Origin of the sequence: Nodosilinea sp. FACHB-141, from assembly GCF_014696135.1 — a bacterium.
Classification (GTDB): Bacteria; Cyanobacteriota; Cyanobacteriia; order Phormidesmidales; family Phormidesmidaceae; genus Nodosilinea.
Genome location: NZ_JACJPP010000013.1, coordinates 407,914 through 433,387 on the forward strand (window position 1 = coordinate 407,914; position 25,474 = coordinate 433,387).

At 57.1% G+C, this 25,474-nt stretch carries 23 protein-coding genes; 12 read left to right on the top strand and 11 right to left on the bottom strand.

What is annotated here, in order from left to right; translation table 11 throughout:
- Nucleotides 1-3: 3 nt before the first annotated feature.
- The 4 genes from H6F59_RS15645 to H6F59_RS15660 all read left to right on the top strand — a co-directional run bounded on the left by H6F59_RS15645 (nt 4) and on the right by H6F59_RS15660 (nt 4,113).
- Nucleotides 4-765, top strand: coding sequence for a RibD family protein (locus tag H6F59_RS15645; protein WP_242021492.1), 762 nt, complete (start codon nt 4-6; stop codon nt 763-765).
- A gap of 6 nt (nt 766-771) precedes the next feature.
- A complete protein-coding gene (locus tag H6F59_RS15650) occupies nt 772-1,971 on the top strand; it encodes a GNAT family N-acetyltransferase (protein ID WP_190701847.1) in 1,200 nt (399 codons plus the stop codon).
- Between the two features lie 87 nt (nt 1,972-2,058).
- On the top strand, nt 2,059-3,609 hold the full coding sequence (locus H6F59_RS15655; protein ID WP_190701850.1) for an adenylate/guanylate cyclase domain-containing protein: 1,551 nt from the start codon (nt 2,059-2,061) through the stop codon (nt 3,607-3,609).
- Nucleotides 3,610-3,705: 96 nt separating this feature from the next.
- A complete protein-coding gene (locus H6F59_RS15660; RefSeq protein WP_190701852.1) occupies nt 3,706-4,113 on the top strand; it encodes a DUF4346 domain-containing protein in 408 nt (135 codons plus the stop codon).
- A 62-nt stretch (nt 4,114-4,175) separates the two neighbouring features.
- Here H6F59_RS15660 and H6F59_RS15665 read toward each other — a convergent pair whose 3' ends face one another.
- Both H6F59_RS15665 and H6F59_RS15670 read right to left on the bottom strand, forming a co-directional pair.
- Nucleotides 4,176-4,517: a hypothetical protein gene (locus H6F59_RS15665; RefSeq protein ID WP_199308617.1), complete on the bottom strand. Its 342-nt coding sequence runs from the start codon at nt 4,515-4,517 to the stop codon at nt 4,176-4,178.
- 371 nt (nt 4,518-4,888) lie between these two features.
- Nucleotides 4,889-5,290 carry a YidH family protein gene (locus H6F59_RS15670; protein WP_190701856.1) on the bottom strand — a complete coding sequence of 134 codons (402 nt, stop codon included), beginning with the start codon at nt 5,288-5,290 and terminating at the stop codon, nt 4,889-4,891.
- Nucleotides 5,291-5,509: 219 nt separating this feature from the next.
- Here H6F59_RS15670 and H6F59_RS15675 point away from each other — a divergent pair, with 219 nt between their 5' ends.
- Nucleotides 5,510-5,911: a DUF202 domain-containing protein gene (locus tag H6F59_RS15675; protein ID WP_190701859.1), complete on the top strand. Its 402-nt coding sequence runs from the start codon at nt 5,510-5,512 to the stop codon at nt 5,909-5,911.
- A gap of 7 nt (nt 5,912-5,918) precedes the next feature.
- On the opposite strand, the gene H6F59_RS15680 is transcribed toward H6F59_RS15675, so the two are convergent.
- Nucleotides 5,919-6,311, bottom strand: coding sequence for a DUF202 domain-containing protein (locus H6F59_RS15680; protein ID WP_190701862.1), 393 nt, complete (start codon nt 6,309-6,311; stop codon nt 5,919-5,921).
- Between the two features lie 38 nt (nt 6,312-6,349).
- Nucleotides 6,350-7,789, bottom strand: coding sequence for an LCP family protein (locus tag H6F59_RS15685; RefSeq protein ID WP_190701866.1), 1,440 nt, complete (start codon nt 7,787-7,789; stop codon nt 6,350-6,352).
- A 284-nt stretch (nt 7,790-8,073) separates the two neighbouring features.
- On the opposite strand from H6F59_RS15685, the gene H6F59_RS15690 reads away from it, so the two are divergent.
- From H6F59_RS15690 to H6F59_RS15700, 3 genes are all read left to right on the top strand, one after another.
- Nucleotides 8,074-9,135 (top strand): mannose-1-phosphate guanylyltransferase, encoded by a 1,062-nt coding sequence (locus H6F59_RS15690; protein WP_190701869.1) that lies wholly within the window; start codon nt 8,074-8,076, stop codon nt 9,133-9,135.
- Between the two features lie 182 nt (nt 9,136-9,317).
- Nucleotides 9,318-10,157 (top strand): hypothetical protein, encoded by an 840-nt coding sequence (locus tag H6F59_RS15695; protein WP_190701872.1) that lies wholly within the window; start codon nt 9,318-9,320, stop codon nt 10,155-10,157.
- Between the two features lie 136 nt (nt 10,158-10,293).
- On the top strand, nt 10,294-10,440 hold the full coding sequence (locus tag H6F59_RS15700) for a hypothetical protein (RefSeq protein WP_190514575.1): 147 nt from the start codon (nt 10,294-10,296) through the stop codon (nt 10,438-10,440).
- A gap of 178 nt (nt 10,441-10,618) precedes the next feature.
- Here H6F59_RS15700 and H6F59_RS15705 read toward each other — a convergent pair whose 3' ends face one another.
- The 6 genes from H6F59_RS15705 to hemE form a co-directional block, all read right to left on the bottom strand.
- On the bottom strand, nt 10,619-12,649 hold the full coding sequence (locus H6F59_RS15705) for an elongation factor G (RefSeq protein ID WP_190701875.1): 2,031 nt from the start codon (nt 12,647-12,649) through the stop codon (nt 10,619-10,621).
- A 237-nt stretch (nt 12,650-12,886) separates the two neighbouring features.
- Nucleotides 12,887-14,950, bottom strand: coding sequence for a response regulator (locus H6F59_RS15710; RefSeq protein ID WP_190701878.1), 2,064 nt, complete (start codon nt 14,948-14,950; stop codon nt 12,887-12,889).
- Nucleotides 14,947-15,336, bottom strand: coding sequence for a response regulator (locus tag H6F59_RS15715; protein ID WP_190701881.1), 390 nt, complete (start codon nt 15,334-15,336; stop codon nt 14,947-14,949). Before H6F59_RS15715 ends, H6F59_RS15710 begins: the two co-directional genes overlap by 4 nt.
- The gene (locus H6F59_RS15720; RefSeq protein ID WP_242021493.1) at nt 15,333-18,176 is read right to left on the bottom strand and encodes a PAS domain S-box protein; all 2,844 of its coding nucleotides are present in this window, start codon (nt 18,174-18,176) and stop codon (nt 15,333-15,335) included. The genes H6F59_RS15715 and H6F59_RS15720 overlap by 4 nt, the downstream gene beginning before the upstream one ends.
- Nucleotides 18,177-18,313: 137 nt before the next feature.
- On the bottom strand, nt 18,314-19,099 hold the full coding sequence (locus H6F59_RS15725) for a PD-(D/E)XK nuclease family protein (protein ID WP_190701884.1): 786 nt from the start codon (nt 19,097-19,099) through the stop codon (nt 18,314-18,316).
- 111 nt (nt 19,100-19,210) lie between these two features.
- Nucleotides 19,211-20,272 (bottom strand): uroporphyrinogen decarboxylase, encoded by a 1,062-nt coding sequence (gene hemE / locus H6F59_RS15730; protein WP_190701887.1) that lies wholly within the window; start codon nt 20,270-20,272, stop codon nt 19,211-19,213.
- 315 nt (nt 20,273-20,587) lie between these two features.
- Here hemE and H6F59_RS15735 point away from each other — a divergent pair, with 315 nt between their 5' ends.
- On the top strand, nt 20,588-21,700 hold the full coding sequence (locus H6F59_RS15735) for a hypothetical protein (protein ID WP_190701891.1): 1,113 nt from the start codon (nt 20,588-20,590) through the stop codon (nt 21,698-21,700).
- Nucleotides 21,701-21,955: 255 nt separating this feature from the next.
- Nucleotides 21,956-22,477, top strand: coding sequence for a phycobiliprotein lyase (locus H6F59_RS15740; protein ID WP_190701894.1), 522 nt, complete (start codon nt 21,956-21,958; stop codon nt 22,475-22,477).
- Nucleotides 22,478-22,718: 241 nt separating this feature from the next.
- Here H6F59_RS15740 and H6F59_RS15745 read toward each other — a convergent pair whose 3' ends face one another.
- Nucleotides 22,719-23,081 carry an NfeD family protein gene (locus H6F59_RS15745; RefSeq protein WP_190701897.1) on the bottom strand — a complete coding sequence of 121 codons (363 nt, stop codon included), beginning with the start codon at nt 23,079-23,081 and terminating at the stop codon, nt 22,719-22,721.
- Nucleotides 23,082-23,284: 203 nt separating this feature from the next.
- Here H6F59_RS15745 and H6F59_RS15750 point away from each other — a divergent pair, with 203 nt between their 5' ends.
- Both H6F59_RS15750 and H6F59_RS15755 read left to right on the top strand, forming a co-directional pair.
- Nucleotides 23,285-24,775, top strand: a complete 1,491-nt coding sequence (locus tag H6F59_RS15750) for a hypothetical protein (RefSeq protein WP_190701900.1) — start codon at nt 23,285-23,287, stop codon at nt 24,773-24,775.
- 27 nt (nt 24,776-24,802) lie between these two features.
- On the top strand, nt 24,803-25,474 hold the full coding sequence (locus tag H6F59_RS15755) for a helix-turn-helix domain-containing protein (protein ID WP_190701903.1): 672 nt from the start codon (nt 24,803-24,805) through the stop codon (nt 25,472-25,474).

Below are 25,474 nucleotides of genomic sequence, written 5' to 3' on the forward strand. Positions count from 1 at the left end.
CCCTTGGCGATCGCCCCCGACCCAACCCTGCCTCACATCACCCTGGTGCTGGCCATGAGCCTGGACGGCAAAATTGCCGATGCCCAGCGCGGTGCCGCCCGGTTTTCTTCAGCGGCTGACCTGGCTCACCTGGAGGAAAAAGTGGCAGCGGCGGACGGGGTGCTGTTTGGGGGGGGCACCCTGCGGGCCTACGGCACCACCTTGAGCGTACGCAACCCAGACCTCTTGGCCCAGCGGCGACAGCGGCACCAAACCAACCAACCTGTGCAGATTGTCTGGTCGCCCTCGGGCAATCTCGACCCCAAGTTTCGGTACTTTCAGCAGCCGGTACCTAGAGGGCTTGTCACCACTGCAGATGGGGCTCAGCACTGGACAGAAACGGGACTGTTCGAGCACATTTGGATAGTGCCTGAAGCCAAAACCCAGCCCTGGGATTGGCCCTGGATTTTAGCCCAGTTGAAAGCGGCAGGCATCGACCATCTGGCCCTCCTAGGCGGGGGCGGGCTGGTGGCAGAGCTACTGAGCCACCACTGCGTCCACGACATCTTTATAACGGTGTGCCCGCTGATTTTAGGAGGCACAACGGCCCCGACCCCGGTAGAGGGAGCAGGTTTTTTGGCGGCGATGGCTCCCCGGCTACAGTTGCTCTCCCATGAAGCGATAGGGGGGGAGGTGTTTTTGCACTATCGGGTCCTGCCCCCACCTCTGCAAGGGTCTGGAAATTCCTTTACCCTGGAGAATAACCAACCCTCTCCTACTGACTAATCTTCCATGGGCTATCCCTCTGTGCCGTCGCTGACCGCCACCTGGCTGCGCTCCATTGATGAGATTCCCGAGGCCGTGTGGGACGAACTGGCCCAGCCCCTAGTTACACCGTTTCTGGAGTGGAGCTGGCTGCACAATATGGAGCGATCGGGCAGTGTAGGAGCGAATGCGGGCTGGTTGCCCTGTCATCTGGCTCTCTGGCAGGGGACAACCCTGGTCGGGGCAGCCCCCATGTACCTGAAGGGCCACAGCCGGGGCGAATTTGTATTTGACCACCAGTGGGCCGATTTGGCTGAGCGTCTAGGGGTAGAGTATTATCCCAAGCTGCTGGGCATGGCGCCGTTTACCCCAACGGAGGGCTATCGATTTTTGATTGCCCCCGACGCCGATGAAGCGATCGTCACTCGGGCCATGGTGGAGGTGATTGACGGGTTTTGCGATCGCAACAACATCTCTGGCTGCCACTTTCTCTACGTCGACCCCGAGTGGCGGGCCACCATGACCCAGCTAGGCTTTGCTGAATGGTTGCACCACAGCTACGTGTGGCAAAACCATGGGTTTAAAGACTTTGACGACTACCTGGGCATGTTTAACGCCAACCAACGGCGCAACATCAAGCGCGAGCGCAAGTCGATGGCGACGGCGGGCCTACGTCTAGAGGCGATCGCCGGAGATGCCATCAGTAAAACCCTGTGCGACCAGATGTACGATTTCTATGCCGACACCTGCGACAAGTTTGGCTGGTGGGGCAGCAAGTACCTGAGCCGCAAATTCTTTCACCTGCTGCACCACGACTACCGCCACCGCATGGTGTTTTTTGCCGCCTATAGCGAAGACGACAGCGACCCGATGGGCATGTCGTTCTGCCTGACCAAGGGCGATCGCCTCTACGGCCGCTACTGGGGCTCAACGATGGAGATGAACAATCTGCACTTCAATGCTTGTTACTACGCGCCGATCGAGTGGGCGATCGCTAACAACATTACCCTGTTCGATCCTGGGGCGGGGGGACGCCACAAAAAACGAAGGGGCTTTCCAGCCCTGGGTAACTACAGCCTGCATCGGTTCTATTCGCCTCGCATGAAAACCCTCCTGACCCGCTACATCGCTGAGGTCAACGAACTCGAGCAGCAGGAAATTGACGCTATCAATGCCGAGCTACCCCTTAAACTACCTCCAGGGGATAGCCTCTGCCCTCAGACTTAGGCCTAAACAGCTCGGGTATAGCAACAGCACAGGCGGGCACCCTAGAAGAGCAGATTTGTTCGGCTGAGTAAGCAATGGATAGGGTCAGTGGCAGAACTGGATAGCATTGAGCGCAGCCTGCGAGACCTAGCCCCTGCTGACCTATACGCGGCCCTATGGGTTGACCCTTCTGCGCAAACCCTGGTCAAGGTGTTTGACCATCTGCGCACCCTACAGCATATTTTGATCGACTACCTGCCTCGCGACGTAGCCCATCAGCCACCCCTTAGTCCTCAGATACGCCATTGCTGGCATCGCGGCACCTTATTATTTACTGATTTAGCTGGGTTTACCCCGCTATTTGCGGCCAGTGCGGCGGCAGGACAAGCTGGGGCCGAGACTCTGCTCACCTTAATCAACGACTACTTTGCCCGGATGGTAGAGCTGGTTAGCAAAGCTGGCGGCAACCTGCTGGAGTTTACCGGAGATGCCATACTGGTGCAGTTTCGCCACGAGACCTATCAGTCTGGCGGCGACAACGCTGAGATAATGCAGGCCGTCTATGCCGGTCTGCGAATGCAGCGAGCCATGGAGAATTTTTCTGCCATTGAAACCGCTCAGGGCCCTCTATCGTTGCGCATGCGGCTAGGCATTCATCCGGGGCAGTTTGTAGCGGCAGATATTGGTACCCCTTTGCGCCGAGCCCACGTGCTGTTGGGACAGCCGGTGCTGGTGGCCAAGCAGACCGAAGGGGCCGGGGTAGTGGGCCGAGTATGCCTTAGCCAGGCTGGGTATGACTGCCTTCAACCTGCGGCCCACCACCTGAGTCTAGAACCTAACCCTGGGCCTAGCTGGCTGGTGGTCGACGACCTGAATGCTAAAACCCTGGGAGAGTACGACCTCACTCTAAGCCGCCGCCGCACAGCCAGCTCAATGTTGTTTGACCGCAGCGTGCCCGGCCTAATCGGTGAAATTCAGGCTAGCCTCGCCACCGTTGAGCCCTTGGCTAGCTATTTGCCTCGCCCAGTGCTCCAGTTGCTTGTCAATACCGCTGCCGCTCGCCGTATTCCCCCGGCTTTTCCTACGGCGGCAGTAGCCTTTGTTAATTTAATGGGTCTGCCAGAGGCAGTAGATACCGCTTATCCCAACGATACTGACGGCATTGTCACCTGCTTCTCCCATGCCTTTGCCCTCATCAACGGCGCAGTAGAACGGCGGCGCGGCATTTTGCAAAAGGTGACCTACCACTCAGTAGGCTCAGAGCTGCTAATTCATTTTGGCGTGCTCGCCCCCGATCCTGAGGCTCCCCTGCGGGCCGCCGAAACCCTGCTGGCAATTCGTACGTTGGTGAGCCAGTTGTGGCAGCCCATGCGGCTGGGCCAGCCCTTACCCATTAGCTGCCGCATGGGGTTGACCTACGGCCCAGTGTTTGCGGCAGAGATTGGTGAGCCCCGAGGCCGACGCGAGTTTAATGTGCTGGGGGATACGGTCAACACCGCCGCCCGGCTGATGAGTCAGGCCAGCCAAAATCAAATCTTGCTCGATGCCGCTACCCATCACGTGCTTGAGTTCGATTCCGATTATCGCTGTAGGTTTTTAGGGGAACTACCGCTCAAGGGCAAAGCCACTCCTCAAGCGATTTATAGCCTCGAAGGTTGACCTATCATCAGAAAATTGAGGCGGCAGCTCGGCGCGTTACCATAGAGAATCCTAACGTTGTATTACCAGGCCGCGATCGCGGTGGCCTAACCTGCGATGACTCTACCTTCTAGCATCCAGCCCATCGACAAAGCCCAGCGCCAGGCCCTCGATGACCAGCTCTCGAAGCGCTACATTGAGCTGGACCCAGCGGGCTATTTTTTAATCTATTTAGACGTAGAGCTGGGGCTGATTTGCGCTAAGCACTTTGCCAATATCATTAACGACAAAGGGTTGGCCTGTGATCCCGCTACCGGCAAACCCCTACCCGTGCGTGGCACTATAGAGCGTGTGCCCACCTGCACTTATAGCGGTCGCACAGCCAAAGAACTCTGTATCGCTATTTTTGAAGATCCAGAGCGTCCCTGCCCTATCAGCTATCTCGATCATGCGGCCTACTTAGGGCGCGAATTTATGCGGGCCGAAGCTGCTCTCAGCGCTGGCGAACCCTACATTCAAGATTGAGTTTATCCACTGGCGGGCATCAGTTCTATACCTGAATTGCCCTTGCCATTTGATGGGTTTGGCTAATGGACTCGGGAAGCCAATAGCTGCTCTTCTAGCGCGGCAATGCGGTTGTACGCCGCTGTGAGCTGGGCCGTTAGTCGCTGAATTTGTACGTCCTGGGAAAAATTGGTTTCGGTGCTCTGGCGGTCTAAATCGAGATAGCTGCTGTCGAGCAAAATATCTTTGTGCTCGCAAACGCTGTCCAACATACTGGGGCTGTGGCGGGGGGCGTTGCCGTAGGCAAAGCGACTGATACCTGGCTCGCCGGGGGTAACCGAACAGGCCTGAGTCGCGATTAAGGCTGCAACCTGATCGTTGACCTGATCAATCATGTGATGCAGGGCGTCAATCTTATTTGTCAAAAGACTGACCTGGGTTTGCATAGAGTCCATGTGACGCCTGGTTTTTAAATTTCCCTTCTCATCCTAGACTCAAGGTAATAAATCACATTGGGTCTCCTGAATCATTTAACCTTTATTCGCAGGGGTTGCTGTGATATTTACACCCGCTCTAAGGCAGCCTTAGTAATCTGAAAAGCGGCTAAGAAATGTCTGGCTTTGTAAACATATTTGCCGAGATTGTTACACCTTGCCCCTAAATGATTTGGGCAAATAGACGGCTTTTCTATTCAGGGAAAAAATGGTTTTTTGAACCGTCTCGCGCTTCTTGACGGTGGTTTATTGTTGTCAGACGGTTGGGTTTGTGGCCGTGCGCTAAGTAGCCTAGGTTACCGTTAAGGCACTAAGGGACTAATTAAAATGCCTACAAAGGCGATCGCCCCTAGCCCAGCCAAAATGTAGGCCACCACCAGGGCCGGAGACCGCCGCGATCGGTAGACCAGATCGTTGCGCTGAATGCGCTGGAGCTGATGGTTGTGATCGAGGGCGGCACCTAACAGCGCCAAGGTACCTAAGGCCACAAAGGATAGGCCTAAAATTCGAGTCAACCGCAGGGGGTTCACCCCGTCTCCTAAGGTTTGGTGAATGGCTGCCACAATGCGTTCAATCCCAAAGCCAAAGCCAATCAAGGCCAGGGCCGTGCGAATCCAGGCCATCAAGGTGCGCTCTTCAGCGGCGCGATTGCGCTCTTTGGCCAATTCTGTTGCTGGGTTAGGCTCTGGGTCAGATAGGCTCATGGCAGCACCAGCAATGGTAGACAAACAAGCGGCTCAGCGAAACTATCCTACGCTCAGGTTGGCTCAATGTTGAGCCCGAGTCACTTTTTAGTGCTGCGTGGTTGACCCTAATTTAGGGGTTAAAATCAGCGGCGAGCATGGTTCTGCCATTTGCATTGCCTGTCTCAAACTATCAACCTTTCAACCCGCCAACGATCGCTTCAATCGGCAATTTTACCCATGAGTGATGCCCCTCCATCTCCTTTGATGAACATCACCAACGAGCTAGCTCGGGAACGCAACCGCGCTGCTGCCGAACGTACCCTAAACGCCTGGAGTAGAATTTGCCTGGGCTTGATTGGGTTTGGCGTGGCCTATGAACAAGTTACGCGCAGCCTGCGGCGGCACGCTGCATCAGCAGCCATCATAGCGAACCCAAATCCGACCCTGGTGGGTCTGGGGTTCGTGGGCATGGGTTTATTGCTGCTGGGGCTGGCGCTGGTGCAGCACCGACTAACTCTCAACGCCCTTGAGCAGCAGGGCAATGTGCTGCTGTCGATCAAAACGCTGAATCATTGGGCGGTGGTTGCCATTGTGCTAGCAGGAATAGCCGGGTTAGGGGTAACGCTGGTGCTGCCGTAGTTGTTTCTTACCCCAGCAGGTTAAACCCTAACCAGCCCAAAGCCACGGCACCGGTCGCAAAAATTGCTAGTCCCGTAGCTTCCGCCACAGACCAGCGGGGCCGGTATCGATAGTGGGGCGATCGCAGGTGCGCCCTTTCAGCTTGATAGTCGGCGATCGCAAACCCCAGGCTCAGCACCCCCAGACCGCCATACACCAGGCTCAGCCCATAGGCCCATCCATCAATGCCACGGTCACCGTAGTGGGCACCAAGCGCCACCAAGATTTGCTCAAGACCCAGGCCCAGACCAATTAGCGTGAGGCTGTTGCGCACAAAGGATAGGAGGGAGCGATCGGCGGCGAGGCGGTTGCGATCGCGGGCCAGCTCATCCTGGGCTTGCAGTGGATAAAGGCTCGACATAGATGGGCCAGAGCTGAAGATGCTGGGCAACACCTAGTCTATTCCTGAGGCTCGGTCTCTAATGTTTGAGTGGCCTGTTCAACCCAGTCTTGCCCGACCCGAATTGTAATGTCGGAGTCGAGGTCACCGGTTGACTCCGACAGGGCCAGCCCTACTCCTAGCAATGACTCGACCGTACGGGCACTCTCGACATCGCCGCGCTGAGCCACAACTTCGGTGCGGGCCATGGTGGTTGATAAGTCATCAATGATGTAGACATTGCTAAAGCCGTTCTCGCGCAGGTAGTTGGCTACCGAGGCAGCCTGATCGGGCTGGCCAGAGGCATTTTGCACTGCAATAGACAGATCGGCCACATAGTTGCCCTGGGAGTTGTCGGCGTAAATGCTCACCCCTTCGGCCTGAAAAAAGTTTTGCATGACGGTGGCCGAGGCTTCCCAGTTGGGGAGCCAGTAGCTGGCGTTAAACTCAGCTGGGGTGCTAAATCGACCGGGCAGCATCACCATTTGCAGCTGGTCAGACTCCATTTCGAGGCCAAAGTTGGCGATCGCCAGCATTTCCTCCAGGGTGAGGTTAGTGTCGACGTAACGCTCCACCACCCGCAGCGCCTGGGGCAGCTTGGGCAGCACAGCGGGGTTAGTCAACCGCTCGCGCAGAGCCTTTAGCAGCATTTGCTGGCGTTGCACACGGCCTATATCGCCGCTGTCTTTGCGGTAGCGAGCAAACTGCTCGGCTTGGTCGCCGTTGAGGGTTTGCCAGCCGGGATACAGATCTATATAGAGGCCCTGAGTGCGATCGGTGTACTCCATGCGGGTGGGCACATTAACCTCAATGCCCCCTACCAGGTCAACCATTTCTCGAAAAGCGCTGGTGTTGATCCGCACGTAGCGATCAATTTGAATGTTGCCCAGGTTGTAGCCCACGGTTTGAGCGACCAGTTCTGGGCCACCTAGTACGTTGGCCTGATTGATTTTATCCATCCCAAAGCCTGGAATTTGCACGCGAGTATCGCGAGGGATAGACATGACGTTGAGGGTACCGGATTCGGCATCGACCCGCACGAGCAACAGGGTGTCGGTACGACCAGCAAACACGGCGTCCGAGTTGGGCTGGGCATCGGGAACTTCGTCAATGCCCATCACCAAAATGTTGACCGGACGCGTCACCTGGTAGCGAAAGCCCGCCTGCCATAGATCGCCAAAGCTGGCGGCGCGGTTGGTGTTGCCACCCATAAAGTCAGGCAATGGTACCGTGAGGGAAATCACCGCCCCAACCGCAGCCGAAACCGCAGCCGTACCGACAAATAGGCTACCCCACAGCAGCGATTTAACCAGACGTCGGGCCATCCCGGGGGGGTGGGATGATTGGTCAGCAGAGGAGGCTGGTGCAGATGGTTGACCGTCTAAAGCTACAAGCTCGGCCTGCTCAGGGTCGGTAGAGCGGCTTTCTTTAGGGTCGACATTCTGCAAAGGGGTTGTCATGAATACCTGCTTGACTTGCTGCGACGCCCTACCACCATAGCCCCTGCCACGATTGGCCAATGTAGCCTCAGCATGGTTTTAGACCCAAATTTTAACGCTCAAAGACAGGATCAGGGACACCCCCTAACACCCTATTAAAACTTTGCAGCAGGTTAATGTGTTAATCAATATTAAGCGAATTTTGCCCTGAAATCTCATTCCAAAGGATAGGATTGAGCCACTTATGCAGGTGGTTGTGAGGCCGCCGTTATGACTTAATGACTTAAAAGTCCAGGGGAAATTTTATGGCGGCGTTAATTCCTATTATTTTGGCAGGGGGGAAGGGCGAGCGGTTTTGGCCGGTGAGCCGCTTGGCCCGTCCTAAACAGTTTTTGTGTCTAGACGGCAGCGATCGCAGCCTGCTGCAAGCCACCGCCGATCGCCTGCTGCCCCTGGCCAACGGCTGGGAAAATATGTGGGTGATTACCGCCGCTCACTTGGCCGATCGGGTGCGTGAACAGCTGCCTGAACTGCCCGAAGCCAACCTGCTGGTCGAGCCAGTAGGTCGCGATACCGCTCCGGCAGTGGCCTGGGGCACCCTGGAGGTCGCCCAGCGCTACGGCGATGACGCTTTGGTGGGTTTTTTCCCGGCCGACCACTGGATTGCTGACGAAGCGGCGTTTTGCCAAACCCTAACGGCGGCGGCTGAGCTAGCCGTTAGTCAGGGGGCGATCGCCACCCTGGGCATTACCCCTACCTACCCCGCCACCGGCTACGGCTACATCGAGCAGGGGGAGGCCACCGGCACCTACGGCAGCCTCAGCGCCTATACCGTCAGCCGTTTTACCGAAAAGCCCGACGCCCCCACCGCCCAAACCTTCATCGACAGCGGTCGCTTCAGCTGGAACAGCGGTATGTTCATTTTCCCCGCCAGGGTGATGGTCAACGAGCTGAAAACCCACGCCCCCGCTCTGATGCAGGCCCTGATCGCGGAAGGGGTTGACGCCTACCCCGGCCTAGACAAGCTCAGCATTGACTACGCTGTCATGGAGCACACCGATCGCGCCTACGTCATGCCCGTCACCTTTGGCTGGGATGACCTGGGCGACTGGAACGCGGTGGAGCGCCTGCTAAAGCAGCCCGGCGAGAAAAATGTCGATTTAGCCACCCACGTCGCTCTTGATACCGAAGGCAGCATTGTTTACTCCGCCGACCCCGATGAGGTCATCGTCACCATTGGCCTAGAGGATGTGGTGATTGTGCGCGACGGCAATGCCACTTTAATTGTGCGCAAAGACCGTACCCAAGATATCAAGGCGGCGGTGAAGCAGATCGGTGCAGAAGACCGCTTTCAGCACCTGCTATAACCCTGGTTGCCAGCCGCCGCTGGACTTCCCTAAGCTGGATGCAGCAGGGAGGAAGGCGCCCAGGGATCTTGTGCCTCAAGAGAGAACGTTCCAGGTTGGACAGCGGTTGATATAATTTCGGGATCAGCCGTTTATACCTGCGCTATGCTGCGGAACTCCGTGGCATGCAGCAGCTTGGAACCATGCATCCAACCATTGACGACATCGACTTTCAGGCCCGCCAGGGGAGTGTAGCCGCCATCATTCAAATTTTGAATGAGCACTTCGCTGACGAGGGCATTCGCACCCGCGCCATTCAAGACAGCGGCATTTTGCAGCTGCTGGTCGAGGCCCCCAGCGCCGATGCCCTGCCTCGGGAGACGGTAGTTGACCAGGTGCGCAACGTGCTGGAGTCGATTAGCCCACGGGGCATTAACAAGGTCAATATCAACAGCCGCATTGTGCAAGAGCAGCAGCTGCTGTGGCTCGATGAAATTAAGCGTGACCCCAAAAACAGCCTGCTCTGGTCAGAGCCGATTGTGCTCAAACAGCCCAACCCGATAGCCCGGCTGTGGCGTGACCTGCGCGCTCCTCGCCAGCGCAACCCGTTTTTAGATGATGTGTATAAAAAAAAGCCGGCCTCGAGCCGCAGCGCCTTCTGGCGCGGGTTAGTTGGCGGTGCCAGTTTGGCACTGCTGCTGCTGCTAGTGGGATGGGCGACTAAAGACTGGCTGGGCGTTGAGCTGCCGTTGGGGTCGCAGGTTGCCCCCACTACCGAACCGCCTCCCACCCCAGCTCCAGAGGTGCCCACGGGGCAGGATCCCTTCGTGTTGGCGGTGCGCATTGCTCAGCAGTCGGTGGAAGACGGTAAGTCGGCTGCCACTGCTGCCGCCTGGCTAGATCTAGCGGTGCGCTGGCAGCGGGCAGCCGATCTAATGTCCGAGGTGCCACCTGGGGACGAGCGCTACCCCGTTGCTCAAGATCGAGTGCAGATCTACACCGCCAACAAAGCCAAGGCCCTGGCCGAAGCCGAGAAATTTTAGGAAATCAACACAAACCTAGGGAATTTCCAAGCGCTATGCAGGTCTCAGCCAGGCCAATGCAAGGGGCGCATAATGGCACGGCTAGCACCCTGGTAGATTTGCTATATCAGAAATATTAGCAACTCTGTACAGCGCCATGACCACCTTGAAAACATCGCAATCGGCCTCTGCCTCTTCTTCAGCTCGCAACGCTTTAGAAAACCGAGAAGACTTCAGCCTCTGGGCTGAAGCCGTCAAGCAGCAGATGCTGGAGGCGCTGCAAAAGCGTCAGCGCACCAACTAAGGGGTTTGCCTGACCGAGAGCTAAAGCCACTAGGGCTAAGGTTGGGCAAATTGCTTGAGGCTGCGATCGCGCCAGTATCTGCTCCTTCAACTGCTTAAAAGCTAGCTAAATTCCATTAAAATCCCCTGGGGCTTTTACGAAAGCATTTACCCAGGGGATTTTTAAGTGGAGTTAGGGTTTAGCGATCGCCCCCCGTACTCGACAAGATCCGCTCGGTGAGTTTCTCCGGCACCGGGTCAAGGTGGTCGTAGGTCCACTTGAAGAAGCCTACGCCCATGGTCAGTGACCGCAGCTCCAAGATCATGGTTTGCATTTCGGCCTGGGGCAGGTGGCCAGTGACCACATCCCAACCGGGCCAGTCGGCCTTGCCCTCATAGCCAAAGATTTGCCCACGCCTGCCGGTGATCAGCTTCAGCACGTTAGAGGTATAGCTGCTGGGCACCGAAATTTCTACTAGGTCAATGGGTTCGAGCAGGGTGGGGGTGCAGGCCGCCAGGCCCTCCTGCATAGCGATGCGGGCCGCCTGTTTGAAGGCATTGTCGGAGCTGTCGACGTTGTGGTAGGAGCCATTAGTCAGCGTCACCGCCACATCCACTACCGGAAAGCCCAACGGCCCGTGGTCGAGGTATTCGCGCACGCCGGTTTCGACACTGGGAATATACTGCTTGGGCACGACGCCGCCCACAATGGTGTCGCTAAAGGCAAAGCCGTCGCCGCGCGGCAGCGGCTGAATGGACAGATAGACATCGCCAAACTGACCGTGACCGCCGCTCTGGTGTTTATAGCGCCCGTGGACGGCCTCTTTGGCCTGACGGATGGTTTCTTTGTAGGGCACCTGGGGCAGGTGGGTGCTCATAGGCAAGTTGTACTTGCGGCTGAGGCGATCGATCGCCAAATTTAGATGCACATCCCCCTGTCCCCAGAGAATCACCTCGTGGGTGTCGCCGTGCTGCTCCCAAAAGAGCGAGGGGTCTTCTTCGAGCAGCTTGGTCAGGGCAGCGCTGAGCTTAACCTCATCGCTGCGCTTGACGGAAGTGATGGCCAGGGCGTAGACCGGCTCAATCACCGGAGCCTTGGGCAGCAGGGTGTCGAGATTGCCGCTGTGGGTCAAGGTGTCGCCGGTTTGGGCACCTTCCAAACGGGCTACGGCAACAATGCGACCGGCCTCCGCTCGGGTGAGGCTGGTTTGTTGGGTGCCCATCAGGTCATAGAGACCGCCCATGCGATCGCCGTTCAGGCTATCCCCATCCTTGAGTTCGCCACACCAGACCCGCACCAGGGAAAGCTTGCCGCCCTGAGGCGTGTAATAGGTTTTGAGCACCTGGGCTAGGGTATCAGTCTCGCACGTGATGCCCCGCTTCTCGCAGGTGACCTCTGGGGCCGGGGCTTCCTTCACCAGAGCATCGAGCAGGGGGCGCACGCCGTAATCGTTGAGGGCCACACCGATAAACACTGGCACAATCAAATCGGCTCCCAGCTCCATTTTGAGGTCATGGACGATTTCTTCTTCAGGGGGGGCGATATCCTCCAGCAGTTCTTCTAATAGATGGTCGTCATAGTCAGCTAAGGCTTCCAGCATCTCAGCGCGGGCGGTCTGTTCTTCGACCTGAAGTGCGGCGGGCAGCGGCACCGGATCAGCGGGAGCGCCAGGATGGTAGTGGAAGGCTTGTTCTGTAACAAGATCAATAAAGCCTACTAACTCGTGGTTTTGGCGAATTGGGTACTGCTGGGGAATCACTGGTCGAGAGGAGATCTGACGCAGGGCCGCTAGCACCTCAGCAAAGGTGCCGTTGGCGCGATCGAGCTTGTTAATCCAGATCAGGTGGGGAATTTCCCAAGCGTCTAAAAATTGCAGCAGGGGCGAGAGGGTGAGCACTTTGTTGGGGTCAGCTTCGCAGACCACGATCGCCGCATCAACCCCCATCAGCGCATGGTTAGTCTCCTGCTGCAGTTCCACCGAGCCGGGACAATCGACAAACGTAAAACAAATGCCGCCGTACTGAGTACTGGCGGCATTGAGTTCTACGGTCATGTGGCGGGTGCGGGCCTCCGGGGAGCTATCGCCGAGGGTGTTGCCCTCATCGACGCTGCCCTTGCGAGTGGTGGCCCCTGTGACAGACAAAATGCTCTCTAAAAGAGTTGTTTTGCCGCTGGAATAGGTGCCGACCAGCGCTACATTACGTCGGCCTGAAAGGACGTTTTGAGCCATAATAAACTCCTTGCCATGGTGCGATGGCATGTAGAGAAAAGCCTATAGCTTGAAGGCGTGACGAGCTTGATGTGAAGTGACTCAGCTGTGTCTAACCCCAGATTAACGCGACCTTAACCCCCTGCTTGATCAGGTTCTAGAAAGTTCACCTATTGAAGTTTTGTACCTGGTTTTGTCAATCTGTAACAGAAGATCCTGAAGATTTGAAGCCCTAGGTAAACAACTGGTCCCTAGACCTTAAACCCTAGACCCTGCCTCCCCATCCAACACTTGCCGCACTTTTTGGGCCAGCGCCGACGGGGTAAAGGGCTTTTGCAAAAAGGCGACATCGGCCTTCGAAACGCCGTGGTGAATTACGGCATCGTCGGTGTAGCCAGAGAGAAACAGCACCTTGCATTGGGGTTGGGTGCGAGTCACCTGGGCGGCCAGTTCGCGCCCCCCCAGATGGGGCATCACCACATCGGACAGCAGCAGGTGAATGGGGCCCGGCTCATGCTCCATCAGGTGCAGAGCATCTTGGCCGTTGGTGGCCTCTAACACCTGGTAGCCACACCGCCGCAAAATGTGAATTTCTAAGGCGCGCACGGCATCTTCATCTTCGACTACCAGGATGGTTTCAGTGCCCTGGGGCAGAGTGGACGATCGCCCCTGCGATCGCCCCTCAGACACCGGCTCAGCCACCAGCGGCAGGTAGATTTGAAACCTCGTGCCTTGGCCCACCGCACTCTCTACCGCAATGTAGCCGCCCGACTGCTTGACAATGCCGTGCACCGTGGCCAGCCCCAAACCGGTGCCCTTACCCACCGGCTTGGTGGTAAAGAAGGGCTCAAACATTTTGACCTGGGTGGCAGCGTCGATGCCGCAGCCCGTGTCGCTCACCGTCAGCAGCACGTAGTCGCCGGGGCTCAGGTCAGCCACCGTTCGGCAGAAGGCTTCGTCCAGCTGCACGGTCTGAGTAGCCAGGGTCAGGGTGCCGCCCTGGGGCATGGCGTCGCGAGCGTTGACCGCCAGGTTCATCAACACCTGCTCGATCTGGCCAGGGTCAGCTTTAATTGGGCCGAGGGTAGGGCTCAGGGTGGTGGCTAAAATCACGTCTTCGCCAATCAGACGGCGCAGCATAGTTTCGGTATTGCTGACCACGGTGTTGAGGTTGAGCGCCTGAGGGGCTAGCACCTGCTGACGACTAAAGGCCAGCAGTTGGCTGGTCAGCGCGCCCGCCCGTTCGCCCGCCTGGTAGATTTCGCCCAGCAGCTGGGCAGCGGAGTCATCGCCGGCCATGCGGCTCTGCAAAAGCTCGCTGTAGCCCTTAATCACGGTAATTAGGTTGTTAAAGTCGTGGGCAATACCTCCCGCCAACCGACCGATGGCCTCCATCTTTTGGGCCTGGCGAAACTGTTCTTCGAGTCGCTGCTGTTCGGTTATGTTGCGGGCCTGCACCAGGCAGGCAGAGTGATTGGCGAACGTTAGACCGTAGGCCGAGATTTCGACATTGATAATCTCGCCGGTTTTCCTTTGGTGTCGCCAGACACCACGACGTTCAAGGGATGAGCCCGACTGAGCTAACCGCGCCATCAAAGCGGGCACATCCTCGGCGTGATAAAGGTCTCGAATGGTCATAGTCAAAAACTGGTCGCGGCTATAGCCATACTCAGCTACGGCAGCATCGTTGACGGCCAGGCAGATCAGGGTGGTGCGATCGTAGACCAACAGCGGATCAGTGATGGCTTGAAACAGCTGACGGTAGCGGACTTCGCTGGCACGCAGGGCAGCCTCAGTGCGCTCGCGTTCAGCAATTTCGGCCTCCAGTCGCCGGTTGGTCTGCTGCAACCCCTCGACCTTTTGCTCTAGCTTGCGAAACAGGGCCTCGCTGTAGTCTTTAAGCAGAGCATTTTCTTCGATCTGCGGCTGGCGCACCGAAGACTGGGCGGGGTCAAGGTTGGCCAGTAGAGCCGTGATGCTGGCCATCAACGCCTCTGGTTCAGCCGGCTTGACTAAAAAGGCGTCGGCCCCCAGGTCAAAGGCCAGGCGCTCATCTTTAAGGTCGGTATAGGTGGCGGTGTAGACCATAAAGGGAATGGCCTTGAGCTGGTCGTCGGCCTTCCACTGGCGCAGCAGGGTGTAGCCATCCATCACCGGCATCAGCAGGTCAGAGATGATCAGGATAGGGAGCTGCTGGCGGGCTTTGGCTAAAGCTTCGACGCCGTGGTGAGCTTCCTCCACGCTGTAACCGTGGCCTTGAAGCAGCATGCGCAGCAGGTAGAGATTTTCGAGGTTGTCGTCAACGATCAGCACCGGGCTCATGGAGCGATACCTCCTAGGGCAGCGGGCAAAAACCGTTCCACTTCATCGCCAAAGGACTCGGGGTCGATGGGTTTTTCGATGTAGCCTTCGGCTCCGGCGGCCAGGCATTTCTCGCGATCGCCCACCATGGCATAGGAGGTCACCGCCACAATGGGAATTAGTTTGAGCTGCGGATCGCTCTTGAGGGCGCGGGCTACGGCATGACCATCCATACCGGGCAGCTGAATGTCGAGCAAAATCAGGTCGGGGCGGGCGATCGCCGCTAGCTTCAGCCCTTCGGGGCCGGTTTCTGCCTGAAGAACTTTGTGGCCCCGATGCTCCAGCAAAAACTGCGCCAAATAGCGATTTTGAGGATTGTCTTCAATTAACAGAATGGTCTTTGTCATGGTGTCTCCGGTGCTTGCAGCGGCAGCGTCACGGTAAAGGTGCTGCCCTTACCCCAGGTGCTCCCGGCCTGAATAGCGCCCCCCATTAGGTCAATCAGGCGACGGCAGATTGCCAGACCCAGCCCTGTACCCTCGTGGTTGCGCGCCAGCCCCGAGTCGATCTGCTGAAAGGGCTGAAATAGGGTGGGCAAATCCTCGGCTTTAATTCCTATGCCCGTATCAGATACCCGCAACCGCAGCGTCGCTGGGGCAGCGCTAGTCCTAGGGAGTTCATGAACCAATTCTGCCGTCAGGGCGACTTCGCCGCGATCGGTAAATTTAATCGCATTGCTCAGCAGGTTGAGCAAAACCTGCTCAAACCGCCGCTGATCGGCCAAGGCTTCACCCAGGTTGGGAGCCACCTCAACGCGCAGATTTAGCGCTTTAGCCTCGGCCTGGGGCTGCACGATCGCCAGCACCTTGGCAATCGACTGGTGCAGGTCAAAGGGCTCGCGGGCCACCTCTAGCTGCCCAGCTTCGATTTTAGAAATATCGAGCACGTCGTTGACCAGGGCCAGCAAGTGGCGGGCGCTGGTGCGCACCATGGTCAGCTGCTTGCTCTGCTCCTGGTTGAGAGGCCCGGCCAACCCCTGCAAAATAATGCCCGTAAAGCCAATAATCGAGTTTAGCGGGGTACGCAGCTCGTGGCTCATGGTGGCCAAAAAGGCCGATTTGATACGATCGGCCGCCTCAGCCCGATGCCGCTTTTCGCGCTCGGCCTCGGCCTGCTGGCGGGCGGTCATGTCGGTGCCGATGCTGAGAATTTCGACCACCCGCCCCTCGGCATCAAACTCAACGCGGTTGGTCCAAGCAACCCAGACGCGCTGGCCATCGCGACGCACATTCTCGTTAATGTTTTGCTCAAAGGCGCTGGGGTCGGCGCAAATGTCGGCGATCAGCTGCTGTAGGTCGCGGCCGCTGCTTTCGGTGGGCGGCACGATGGTTGCCATCACGTGGCGACCGAGAATTTCGGCCTCGCTATAGCCAAAAAAGCGCTGGCCATACTCGTTGAGAAAGGTAATGTACCCACCGGAGTTCCAGCGCAAAATAATGCTGTTGGCATGCTCAACCAGCTCGCGGTATTTGCGCTCGCTTTCGGCCAAACGGGTTTCTGCTCGCCGGCGCTCCGAAATGTCGATGCCGACCCCCACTAAGCACCAAGTGTTGTCAAACTGCACGCGCTGCCCGGTAAAAAAGTAGGGGGTAGCGGTGCCGTCTTTAGCGACAAAGTTGGCTTCAACGGACGATTTGCCGTCCCTTAGGACCTGTTCAATGCGCTGTTCTAGCCACCCTTTGTCGTCGCCTGCGAAGAAGTCGAGCGGGTGCATCTGGGCGATTTCATCGGCAGAGTAGCCCGAAACTCGTTCAAAGGTTTCGTTCCAGCGCAAGAAGCGCCCCTCGGCGTCGTAGAAGTAGAGCAGGCCAGGCATGCTCTCGATCATAATGTCGGCAAACCGCTTTTCGTCGCGGAGGGCCTGCTCGGCCTGACGGCGGGCAGCGTCGCGAGTAAAGGTTTTGAGGGCAAAGGAGAGATCGCCAGCGGCTTCTTGAAGCAGGGCGGTCTCTTTGTCGTGAAACACATTAGGCTGCTCGGCGTAGACGTTGAGCACTCCCGCTACAGCCCCATCTGCCCAGATCGGAAAGTGGGCTGAGGCTCGAAACTTGCCGTGGGCGATCGCGCCGCGCCAGGCGCTGGTTGCCGGGTCATTGAGGGCATCGTTGCAGATGTAGGGCTGCTGCGATCGCAGGGCTATAGCAGCCAAGCCAACCGACCGATCAGAGACTGGCGACTGGCTATCATCGACGGCTAGCAGGCTAGGCACCCGGCTGCCGTCGTCGCCGTAGGCCGCCATCAGCTCTAGCCCATCGGGGTCTAGGCGGTGCCACCCGATCCAGGCCATGCAGAAGCCGCCGTCGTCTACCAGCACCTGGCACACCTTTTGAAAAAGCTGGTCGCGATCGGTCGCCCAGACAATCGCTTGGTTGATCTGGCTTAGGGCCGCGTAGAGTCTCGACATGCGCATAATCTCGCGCTCACGCGCTTTTAGCACGGTAATGTCGCGAGCAATTTTTGCGGCGCCAATGATCGTCCCGCTGGCGCTGCGCACTGGCCATACGGTAATGGAGACATCAATCAAGCGCCCGTCTTTGGCCTGCCGCTGGGTCTCTAGCTGCTCTACCCGTTTGCCCCGACGGAGCCGTTCTAGGATAAAAACTTCTTCCTGGTGTCGATACGTTGGAATGATCTGGATAATCGAGTTGCCGACCATTTCGGCGGCGGTGTAGCCGAACAGGTTCTCTGCCCCCCCATTCCAGCTGGTGACGATGCCATTCAAGTCTTTGCTGACAATGGCGTCGGGAGACGTCTCAATCAGGGTAGTTAGATACTGGCGGTCGGTTTGAGCCTGATTGCGATCGCTCAGATCGCGAATCAGCCCCAGTAGCGTCCCGTCGGGCATTGGAGCAGCAATCACCTCCGCCGCAAACAGAGTGCCGTCTGGGCGGCGAAGCTGCCATTCTTGCTGGTAGTCAGCTCCACTGTGAATGGCCTCTAGAGCGGCTTCGACGGTTTGCCCCTCGCTTTGCACCACCAGATCAGAGGCGTGCAACCCTACAAATTCCTCGTGGCTGTAGCCAAACATCTTGCATGCGGCAGGGTTGGCGTCAAGGCAATAGCTCTCAGCATTGGCCAACACGATGCCGAGCTGAGCGTAGTCAAACAGGGTGCGACAACGGGCTTCGCAAACCTGCAACTGCTGGGCCAAAGCCGCCATAGACTGCAAAGAAAAGGGCTGCGTCATAAAGAAAACGCCCTGAAAGATAAGTTGGACCAGATCTGGTCGTCAGCCTGCCTATAACTCCGATATTAACCGCTGCATTGCGGTGAAAACGAGGGCAATTGTAGTCTCACCGCGACCTTATATCCTCAGAGGGAGGCTCACAGAGGCACCTCGGCAATATCTGCGATCGCAGGCAAGGTCATCACCCCCTCCTGGCCAAAGCGCTCCGACCACCGCTGGCAGCGCACCGCAAACGGGCACTGAGCACAGTAGCCCAGGGCTGGGTCGACCTTGGGCAAATCGGCCTCGGTGGCCAGCAAGGCGGTCAAAGTGTCGGTCAGTCCTTGCAGGTCAGTCTCGGTGCGGCAGTGCTGGGCGGCATCGTAGGCAATGGTGATACTGCTGGGTGGCTTAGGCTCGGCCTGAGCCGTTGGAGGGGCCACAAACCAGTAGGTCATCGTCACCTGCTTTGGGGTCAGGTGGCTAGTTTCGACCAACAGATAGAGGTACAGGCGGGTCTGCCAATCCTGGGTTAGCTGGGCCAGCTGCGGCGGGTTTTGGTAAGTCTTCCAGTCGACAATTTGGCCGCTGGTCGGCCCCATTACCAGCAGGTCGTAAATGGCAGTGAGGGTGTAGCCATTAAAGGCCAAGGTGCGACGATGCTCGCTTTGGCGAAAGCCATCGACCTGGGGCAAAAACAGCTCTGGCGCAGCAGCCAGCAAGCTATGCACCGCCGCATCCAGGGCAGCGTCTTCTTTGAGCAAGTCATCGACGGGCAGGCCCAAATCTCGCTGCTGCATCACCCGGTGAAACTCCGTGCCCCACCGCTGCCGCTCTGCCACAGCCGGATCCATAGGGGCTGTGTGGTGCTCCAGGTAGGTGTATTGGTAGCGCCGGGGGCAAATTTCCAGCAGGCGTAAATGGCCCTGAGTAAGGGAGAGCATAGGAAAAGGGGCTCAAGGTTCAAGGTTTAGGGTTCAAGGCCTTGTTTCAGACCTTGTACCTTAAACCTTAAACCCTGCACCCCTTCTCCAAAAGTCTTCTATGGCGTTGCTCTAAACAGTCGCCAGCAGCTTGTCGATGTTTTTGGCAGTTTCAAAGAAGTAGGCAGCGTTCTCTTCAGGGGTACCGGGCAAAATGCCGTGGCCCAGGTTGAGAATGTGGCCGCGATTGCCAGCTTTCTTAATGGTGTCGAGGATGCGATCGCGAATCAGATCCTGGGAGCCAAACAAAATTGCCGGGTCGATATTGCCCTGCACCCCAATATTGGGACCCAGACGGCGGCGAGCTTCGGCCATGTCCATCGTCCAGTCGACGCTGACGATATCGACGCCCGACTCACCCATCAGGTCAAACACACCGGCGCTACCGCTGATATAGAGAATCAGGGGAGTATCTGGATGGGTCTGCTTCACCTGCTGCACCACCCGCTGCTGGTAGGGCAGAGCAAAGGTGCGGTAGTCCATCGGACTAAGCTGCCCAGCCCAGGAGTCAAACAGCTGCACCACCTGAGCACCGCAGTCAATTTGGTAGCGTACGTAGGTGGCGATGTTGTCGGCCAGCTTGCCCAGCAGGGTGTGCAGCATGGCGGGTTCGCTGAAGGCCATGCCCTTGATATTGGTGTAGCTCTTGGAGGTCTTGCCCTCCACCGCGTAGGCCGCCAGCGTCCAGGGAGAGCCCACAAAGCCCAGCACGGCAGCGTCGTTGCCGACTTCCTGGCGCAGGGTTTGCAGGATGGTGCGAATGTAGGGCAGCGCCGTTTCGGGGTCCAGCTGGTGCACCGCGTCGATCTGAGCCTGGGTACGAATGGGCGGCTCGATGATTGGCCCCTTGCTCTCGATAATGTCAAAGGGAATGCCCATGCCCGGCAGCGGCGTCAGAATATCGGAGAACATAATCACGCCGTCGGGGCGAAAGGCGCGCCAGGGTTGGAGCGAGATCTCAATGGCCAAGTCGGCGTTTTCAGAGCGATCGCGAAAGGACGGATATTTATCGCGCAGGTCGCGGTACACCTGCATGTAGCGACCCGCCTGACGCATCATCCACACCGGCGGGCGCTCTAGCGCTTCGTGGCGAGCAGCGCGGAGCAACAAAGGTACCTGGTTCACTGCGGTCATGGAAGGCGTCACCAATTTACAAGAACAGCGTTACAAAACAGTTTTCAGCGTAACCGTTAGCTTATCACTCTGTGATGCTTCTAAATTCTTACGGGAAAAGGGGTTCAGCACTTTTTGTATCGCAACATTTGTACACAATTCGAAGGTTACCGGTAGGGCAGTACCCATTGAGCGCGGCTACTCTGGGGCACAGCCTCCACTCTCGTGTATTTGCTTCCGCCATCGTCTCCGTTGATGGTCTAACAAAAAATTATAAGAAAAATGCTTTTTTGGCTTTGAACTAACGTAGTTTCGAGTGCTGTGGTAGGGGAAAAGATGTCAAACAATTCTGTGGGCGATCGCTTAGAAAAATATTTTGAGCTAAGCGCAAAAATTGCCCAACTCGACAGCCAAAAGTTGCACGCCTTGCTAAGTGATAGTAAATCGAAGCTTGGGTGGGGTTTGACCCAGACGATCACCGTTGGGCAATCTCAAGTTTTTGTCAAACGTATTCCCGTCACCCAATTGGAATATGACAATCTATTTTCTACCAAAAATCTCTACGACTTGCCTACTTATTTTAACTACGGCCTTGGCTCTGCGGGGCTAGGCGTCGCCGGGTTGAATGTCTTTCGTGAGCTTATTACCCATATCAAAACCAGCCAATGGGTGTTGGAGGGGGCGATCGCCGCTTTTCCTTTGGTGTACCACTATCGAATCTTGCCTTATTTAGGTTTACCCACAGAGGTTGACAAAGATTGCCTCAAAGAATTTGTAGCGTATTGGGGCAACCATGAAAACACTGGCACCTATATGTTAGAGCGGGCAAACGCCCGATATGAGCTAGTTTTGTTTTTAGAATACCTGCCGCAGACGCTGGCAACTTGGCTCCAGCACCATCCACACACACTACCAAAAGTCCTAGACAGTCTACGCGAGATTATTACTTTTTTGGGTGCTAAAGGAGTTATTCATTTCGATGCCCATTTTCGTAATATTCTTACCGACGGCAAACAACTATATCTAACCGATTTTGGCCTAGCCCTCGATCAGAGCTTTGCGTTATCAGATCATGAACGCGCTTTTTTTGAGACCCATAGGCTCTACGACTATGGTGAAGTTTTTCGCAATGTCGGCCATATGGTGCAGTGGCACTACGATTCGTGCTCACAGCAGGCCAAGCGCAGCATTAGGATCATGTGCGGCATAAAAGACAACACCAAGCGCTATGAGTTAGCTACCCTACTGCTCGCAAACCTAGGGCAAATTCATACTAATAACACAATGGATTTCGGTGCATCCTGGGTGGCTGTTGTTGTCAAATACTGCAGTGTGATTTTGCTCATGCGGGATTTCTTTTTTGATATTTGGGGAAATACCAAAAAGAATACTGAATTTCCCCATAAAACCTTACAGCAGCTGCTTACAGAGACCGGATTTTTAAATTAAACAGTGGGTTCATATCGCTAGCTCTCAGCAACAATTCTCTGCGGACAGGCCGAACTACCTGTCGCCCCACGCCTCAAACAGCCCACGCTGTCAGCACCGCTAATCTCTAAACAGCTTTCCTTGAGCTGTTGCAGCTCCGGCGTTGAACCCTTGAACAGACAGACACCACAGTCGCCCATTGCCTAGGCGGGAAAAGGGAGCGCTTCGCTTTAGAATTAAAGACTGTGACTGTTTGTCGAGACGCAGATTATCCCCATGGAAATTGTGAACTTTTTTGAAACCCTGGCCGGCAAGTGGTTTTCTCAGCGCACCATTCACAACCTGGCTGGTCAGAGTTCCCAAGCGGGGCAGTCTAATCTGCTAATTGAGTTTCTGCCTGCCACCGATACCGACCTAGCTCAGGTTTGCACCACCCTTGGCCACGACCCTAGCCAGATTGCTTGTGGCCTGCGGGTTCACCAAGACAGCCAGCTTGAGGGCGACAACCAAAAAATTCAGAGCAGTGCCCTGATGGTGATTATGACTCCCACCGATGCAGGGGACGGGGTGCTGGTGCAAGCGCCGACGGCCTCACCGGCGCTCCAGGGCAGCTACCGGGTTGAGGATGAAGTGTTAACCATTGTTACCCCCACCGACGCGGGGCAGGTAGAAGAACGCCTGTGGTTTGTAAACCCCAACCTGCGCATGCGCACCAGCGTGCTTAAAACTGGAGAGGATGTGCAAACGGCATCGTTTTGCTCAGAAATTCGCATGGGCGTAGCCAAACCTGCTGACTGAGCATATCTTTCAAAAAATCCAAAAATCCCCCGACTAAAGCCGAGGGATAAGAGTAACTGGTGTTGAACGCTGTTGAAACAATTAAGCGCGTCTGCTGTGGCTAGCGTGTGGGGGTGTAGCCTAAAAACCTCTGTCTTTTGAGGACCCTCTTCTCATCGCCCTCTTTGGACAGGGATAGTCACGCTCGGTCTTGGCGACCTCAACTAGGTTTGCCGTCAGGACAAGCACCGCTGGGGATGATTTAAATCAGGGGGTCTGACAGGGGCGCTTGACCCTCGGAGCCGACTGCAACATTAGGCAGCTGAAGATCGGGTTGGTCCTCGGGCAGCTTTTGCACAATTAGTTCGTTGCCGTCGCGACCCAGAACAGCCACGGTGTCGCCAGGCACCAGCGGTACTGCGGCGGAGGCTGCGATCGCAGTCCAGTAGACCCCTTCAAACTTAACCTGGTACTTGCGGCCCTCCAGAAGGTCTTGAACTATAGCTGTTTTATCTGTCCAAGCTCCCTCTGGAAATGTAGGTTCATCAGCCGAGTCAGCGGCCCACTGAATATCTTGGGGTGAATCAGCTTCAGGAAAGACATCTTCTATTAGATCGTCTGACATGGCTCAAACCTTTTGTAGGATAAGGACTAGTTTCGATGGGTTCTAGGGTTTAGAACTCATCCTTGAGATAGATAGCAGCTCGAAAGAGATAGCAGCGCGTGATAGATAGAATGTCACCATTAGAGCATTGGTGAGTCGAGGTGGTTGGCAGGGGCACCGCTAAGTCGCTATGCTGCCCTGGAATGTGAGGACAAACAACGGCTATGGCAGGGTCTCAAATCGAACAGTGGCACGAGCCAGAACTCAAAAACGACCCAGCGGTGGAGAGCGCAGCGACGGCAGCGGCTATCACCCTAGCGCCGTTGCCCGCGCCGCGGCCGCGCCCTCGGTGGCAGAGAAGACTGGCGATCGCCGCTGGGGTAGGAGCCCTGGGCGGTCTCGGCGGTCTGCTGTGGTGGGCTTTGCGCACGCCGTCGCATCCCTACGTGATGGATATTTTGCCCTCCCAGAGTGAGTATGCGATCGCTCGTGGGGAAAGCCCGCTCCTGAGCTGGCAGGTGAGCAACCCTCGCCAAGTGCAGACCATCCTGCTGCGCGGTTACGCCCCAGACGGCACCCTAGTATTTGGCCCAGAAACCTACGACCTATCGGAGGGACTGCCGGTTGGTCTGCTGCCGTACTGCGACCAGACCAGACAGCTGCTCACCTGTCGCGAAGTGCCCCTCGAACTGCGTGAGCCGGGCCAATACCGCTTTGAGCTCACTCTGCTGCCCGATATGGATCTGAACTTAGCCCCTATCCAGGCCGAGAGCAGTCTAGTCACCGTAGCCGACCTGCCCCAGCCCACCGTGGTCGAACTCGCCCCCGATCAGGTGATTTACTCTGAGGCCGGCACCCAGGTTTCGGCCAACATGCCAACTCTGGCCCCGCCCGTTACTGATGCTGGCATTCGCGTCAGCTGGATTGTCACCAACCCCGCAAGCCTGCAAGACCTACTGCTGGTGGTCAAGCGGCCCGATGGCACGACCATAGGGGGGCGGCGGTTTGCCCTGCGCAAACCAAATAGCCCCCAGGTGGCCCTGCCCGAAGAGCTTCAGCCCTTTTGCAAACTTGAAGACCGGCTAATTTGCCAGGGGGTGCCCAGCGGCATGATGGAGGTGGGGCAGTACCAGTTTGAGCTCACCCCGGTACCGGCTAACTTGGGCGATCGCGAGCTGCCAGCGGCCAAACAAAGCGAAGTGGTGAATATTCAGCCCCGCCCGGTGCGCATTGCCTCGTTCACCATCAATGGACGTGAGGCTCAGCCCAAATATTTAGTGCCGGTGGAGCCGGGTCAGCAAATCCCTGGGTTCCAGGTGGCCTGGCGAGTAGAGGGCGGCTCAACGGCCAAAGTTGAACTGCTGCCTTCACCGGGAACGGTGGGCCTTCAAGGGGCGCTGTCGATGCCCCTCAGCCCAGCGGGCACTACCACCGTGACCCTACGGGTCACAGATGGCCAAAACCCGCCCCTGGTGCGTGCCGTTACCTTTGAGACCTTCAACCCTCGACCCAATCAGCCCGTAATCATTAATCAGGGGGGCGGCACCTCCAGCGGCAGTAGCCAAACTGCCCCAGCGCCTCGGCCTACAACCCCGCCGGCAACTCGCCCCCGCGATCCGCTGGGCGAAGGCATGCGCGACCAAGAGCCAACCACTGGCAGCAATCTCCCCGACCTGCAAAACCGCCCGCCGGAAGAGTTAGACCTCAATTTTTAGGGAAGCACCAACCGTTGGCGGAGGGCTATGGCAAGTTCTAGTTCTGACCGGGTAGACCACAGCCCAGTGCTGCAATCGCTGATGGCCGAGGCAAATATTGCCAGCTACCGTGCCCTCAGCCAGACCAGCGGCGTGCCTCGTTCAGCGATCGACAGCCTGCGCCAGGGACAGGTTGGGCGACTGCGGGTGGACGTGCTGCAACGCCTCAGCCAAGCTCTAGGATTGTCGCTAGAGGATTTGGTGAATAGGTTTAGCTCGCTCAATGTGTCCCAGCTTAGAGGAGGCTCTGAGAATGAGGCGATGGATCAAATTCAGATCCTGCGGCAGGAGTGCGATCGCCTCCAAACTCAGCTCGTCACCCAAGCCGACACCGTGCGCCAGCAGGTGCAGCAGGAGGCGATTGCCCAGCTAGAGCCTTGGTTGGTGCAGTGGCCCACCGCCGCCCACGCCGCCCAGCAAAAGGCCGATCTTCCCGCCCAAAAACTGCTCCCCTTGGTGCGCCCCGTAGAAACCCTCGTACAAAGTTGGGGGGTCACCCCTATAGAAACGGTCGGGGCCGAAGTGTCCTACGACCCGCAGATTCATCAACCCAAGGCCGGCGTTTTATCGCCAGGCCAGCCAGCGAGGGTGAGCCATGTGGGCTACCGTCAAGGCGATCGCCTGCTGTACCGCGCCAAAGTCACACCGATCCAAGCCTAG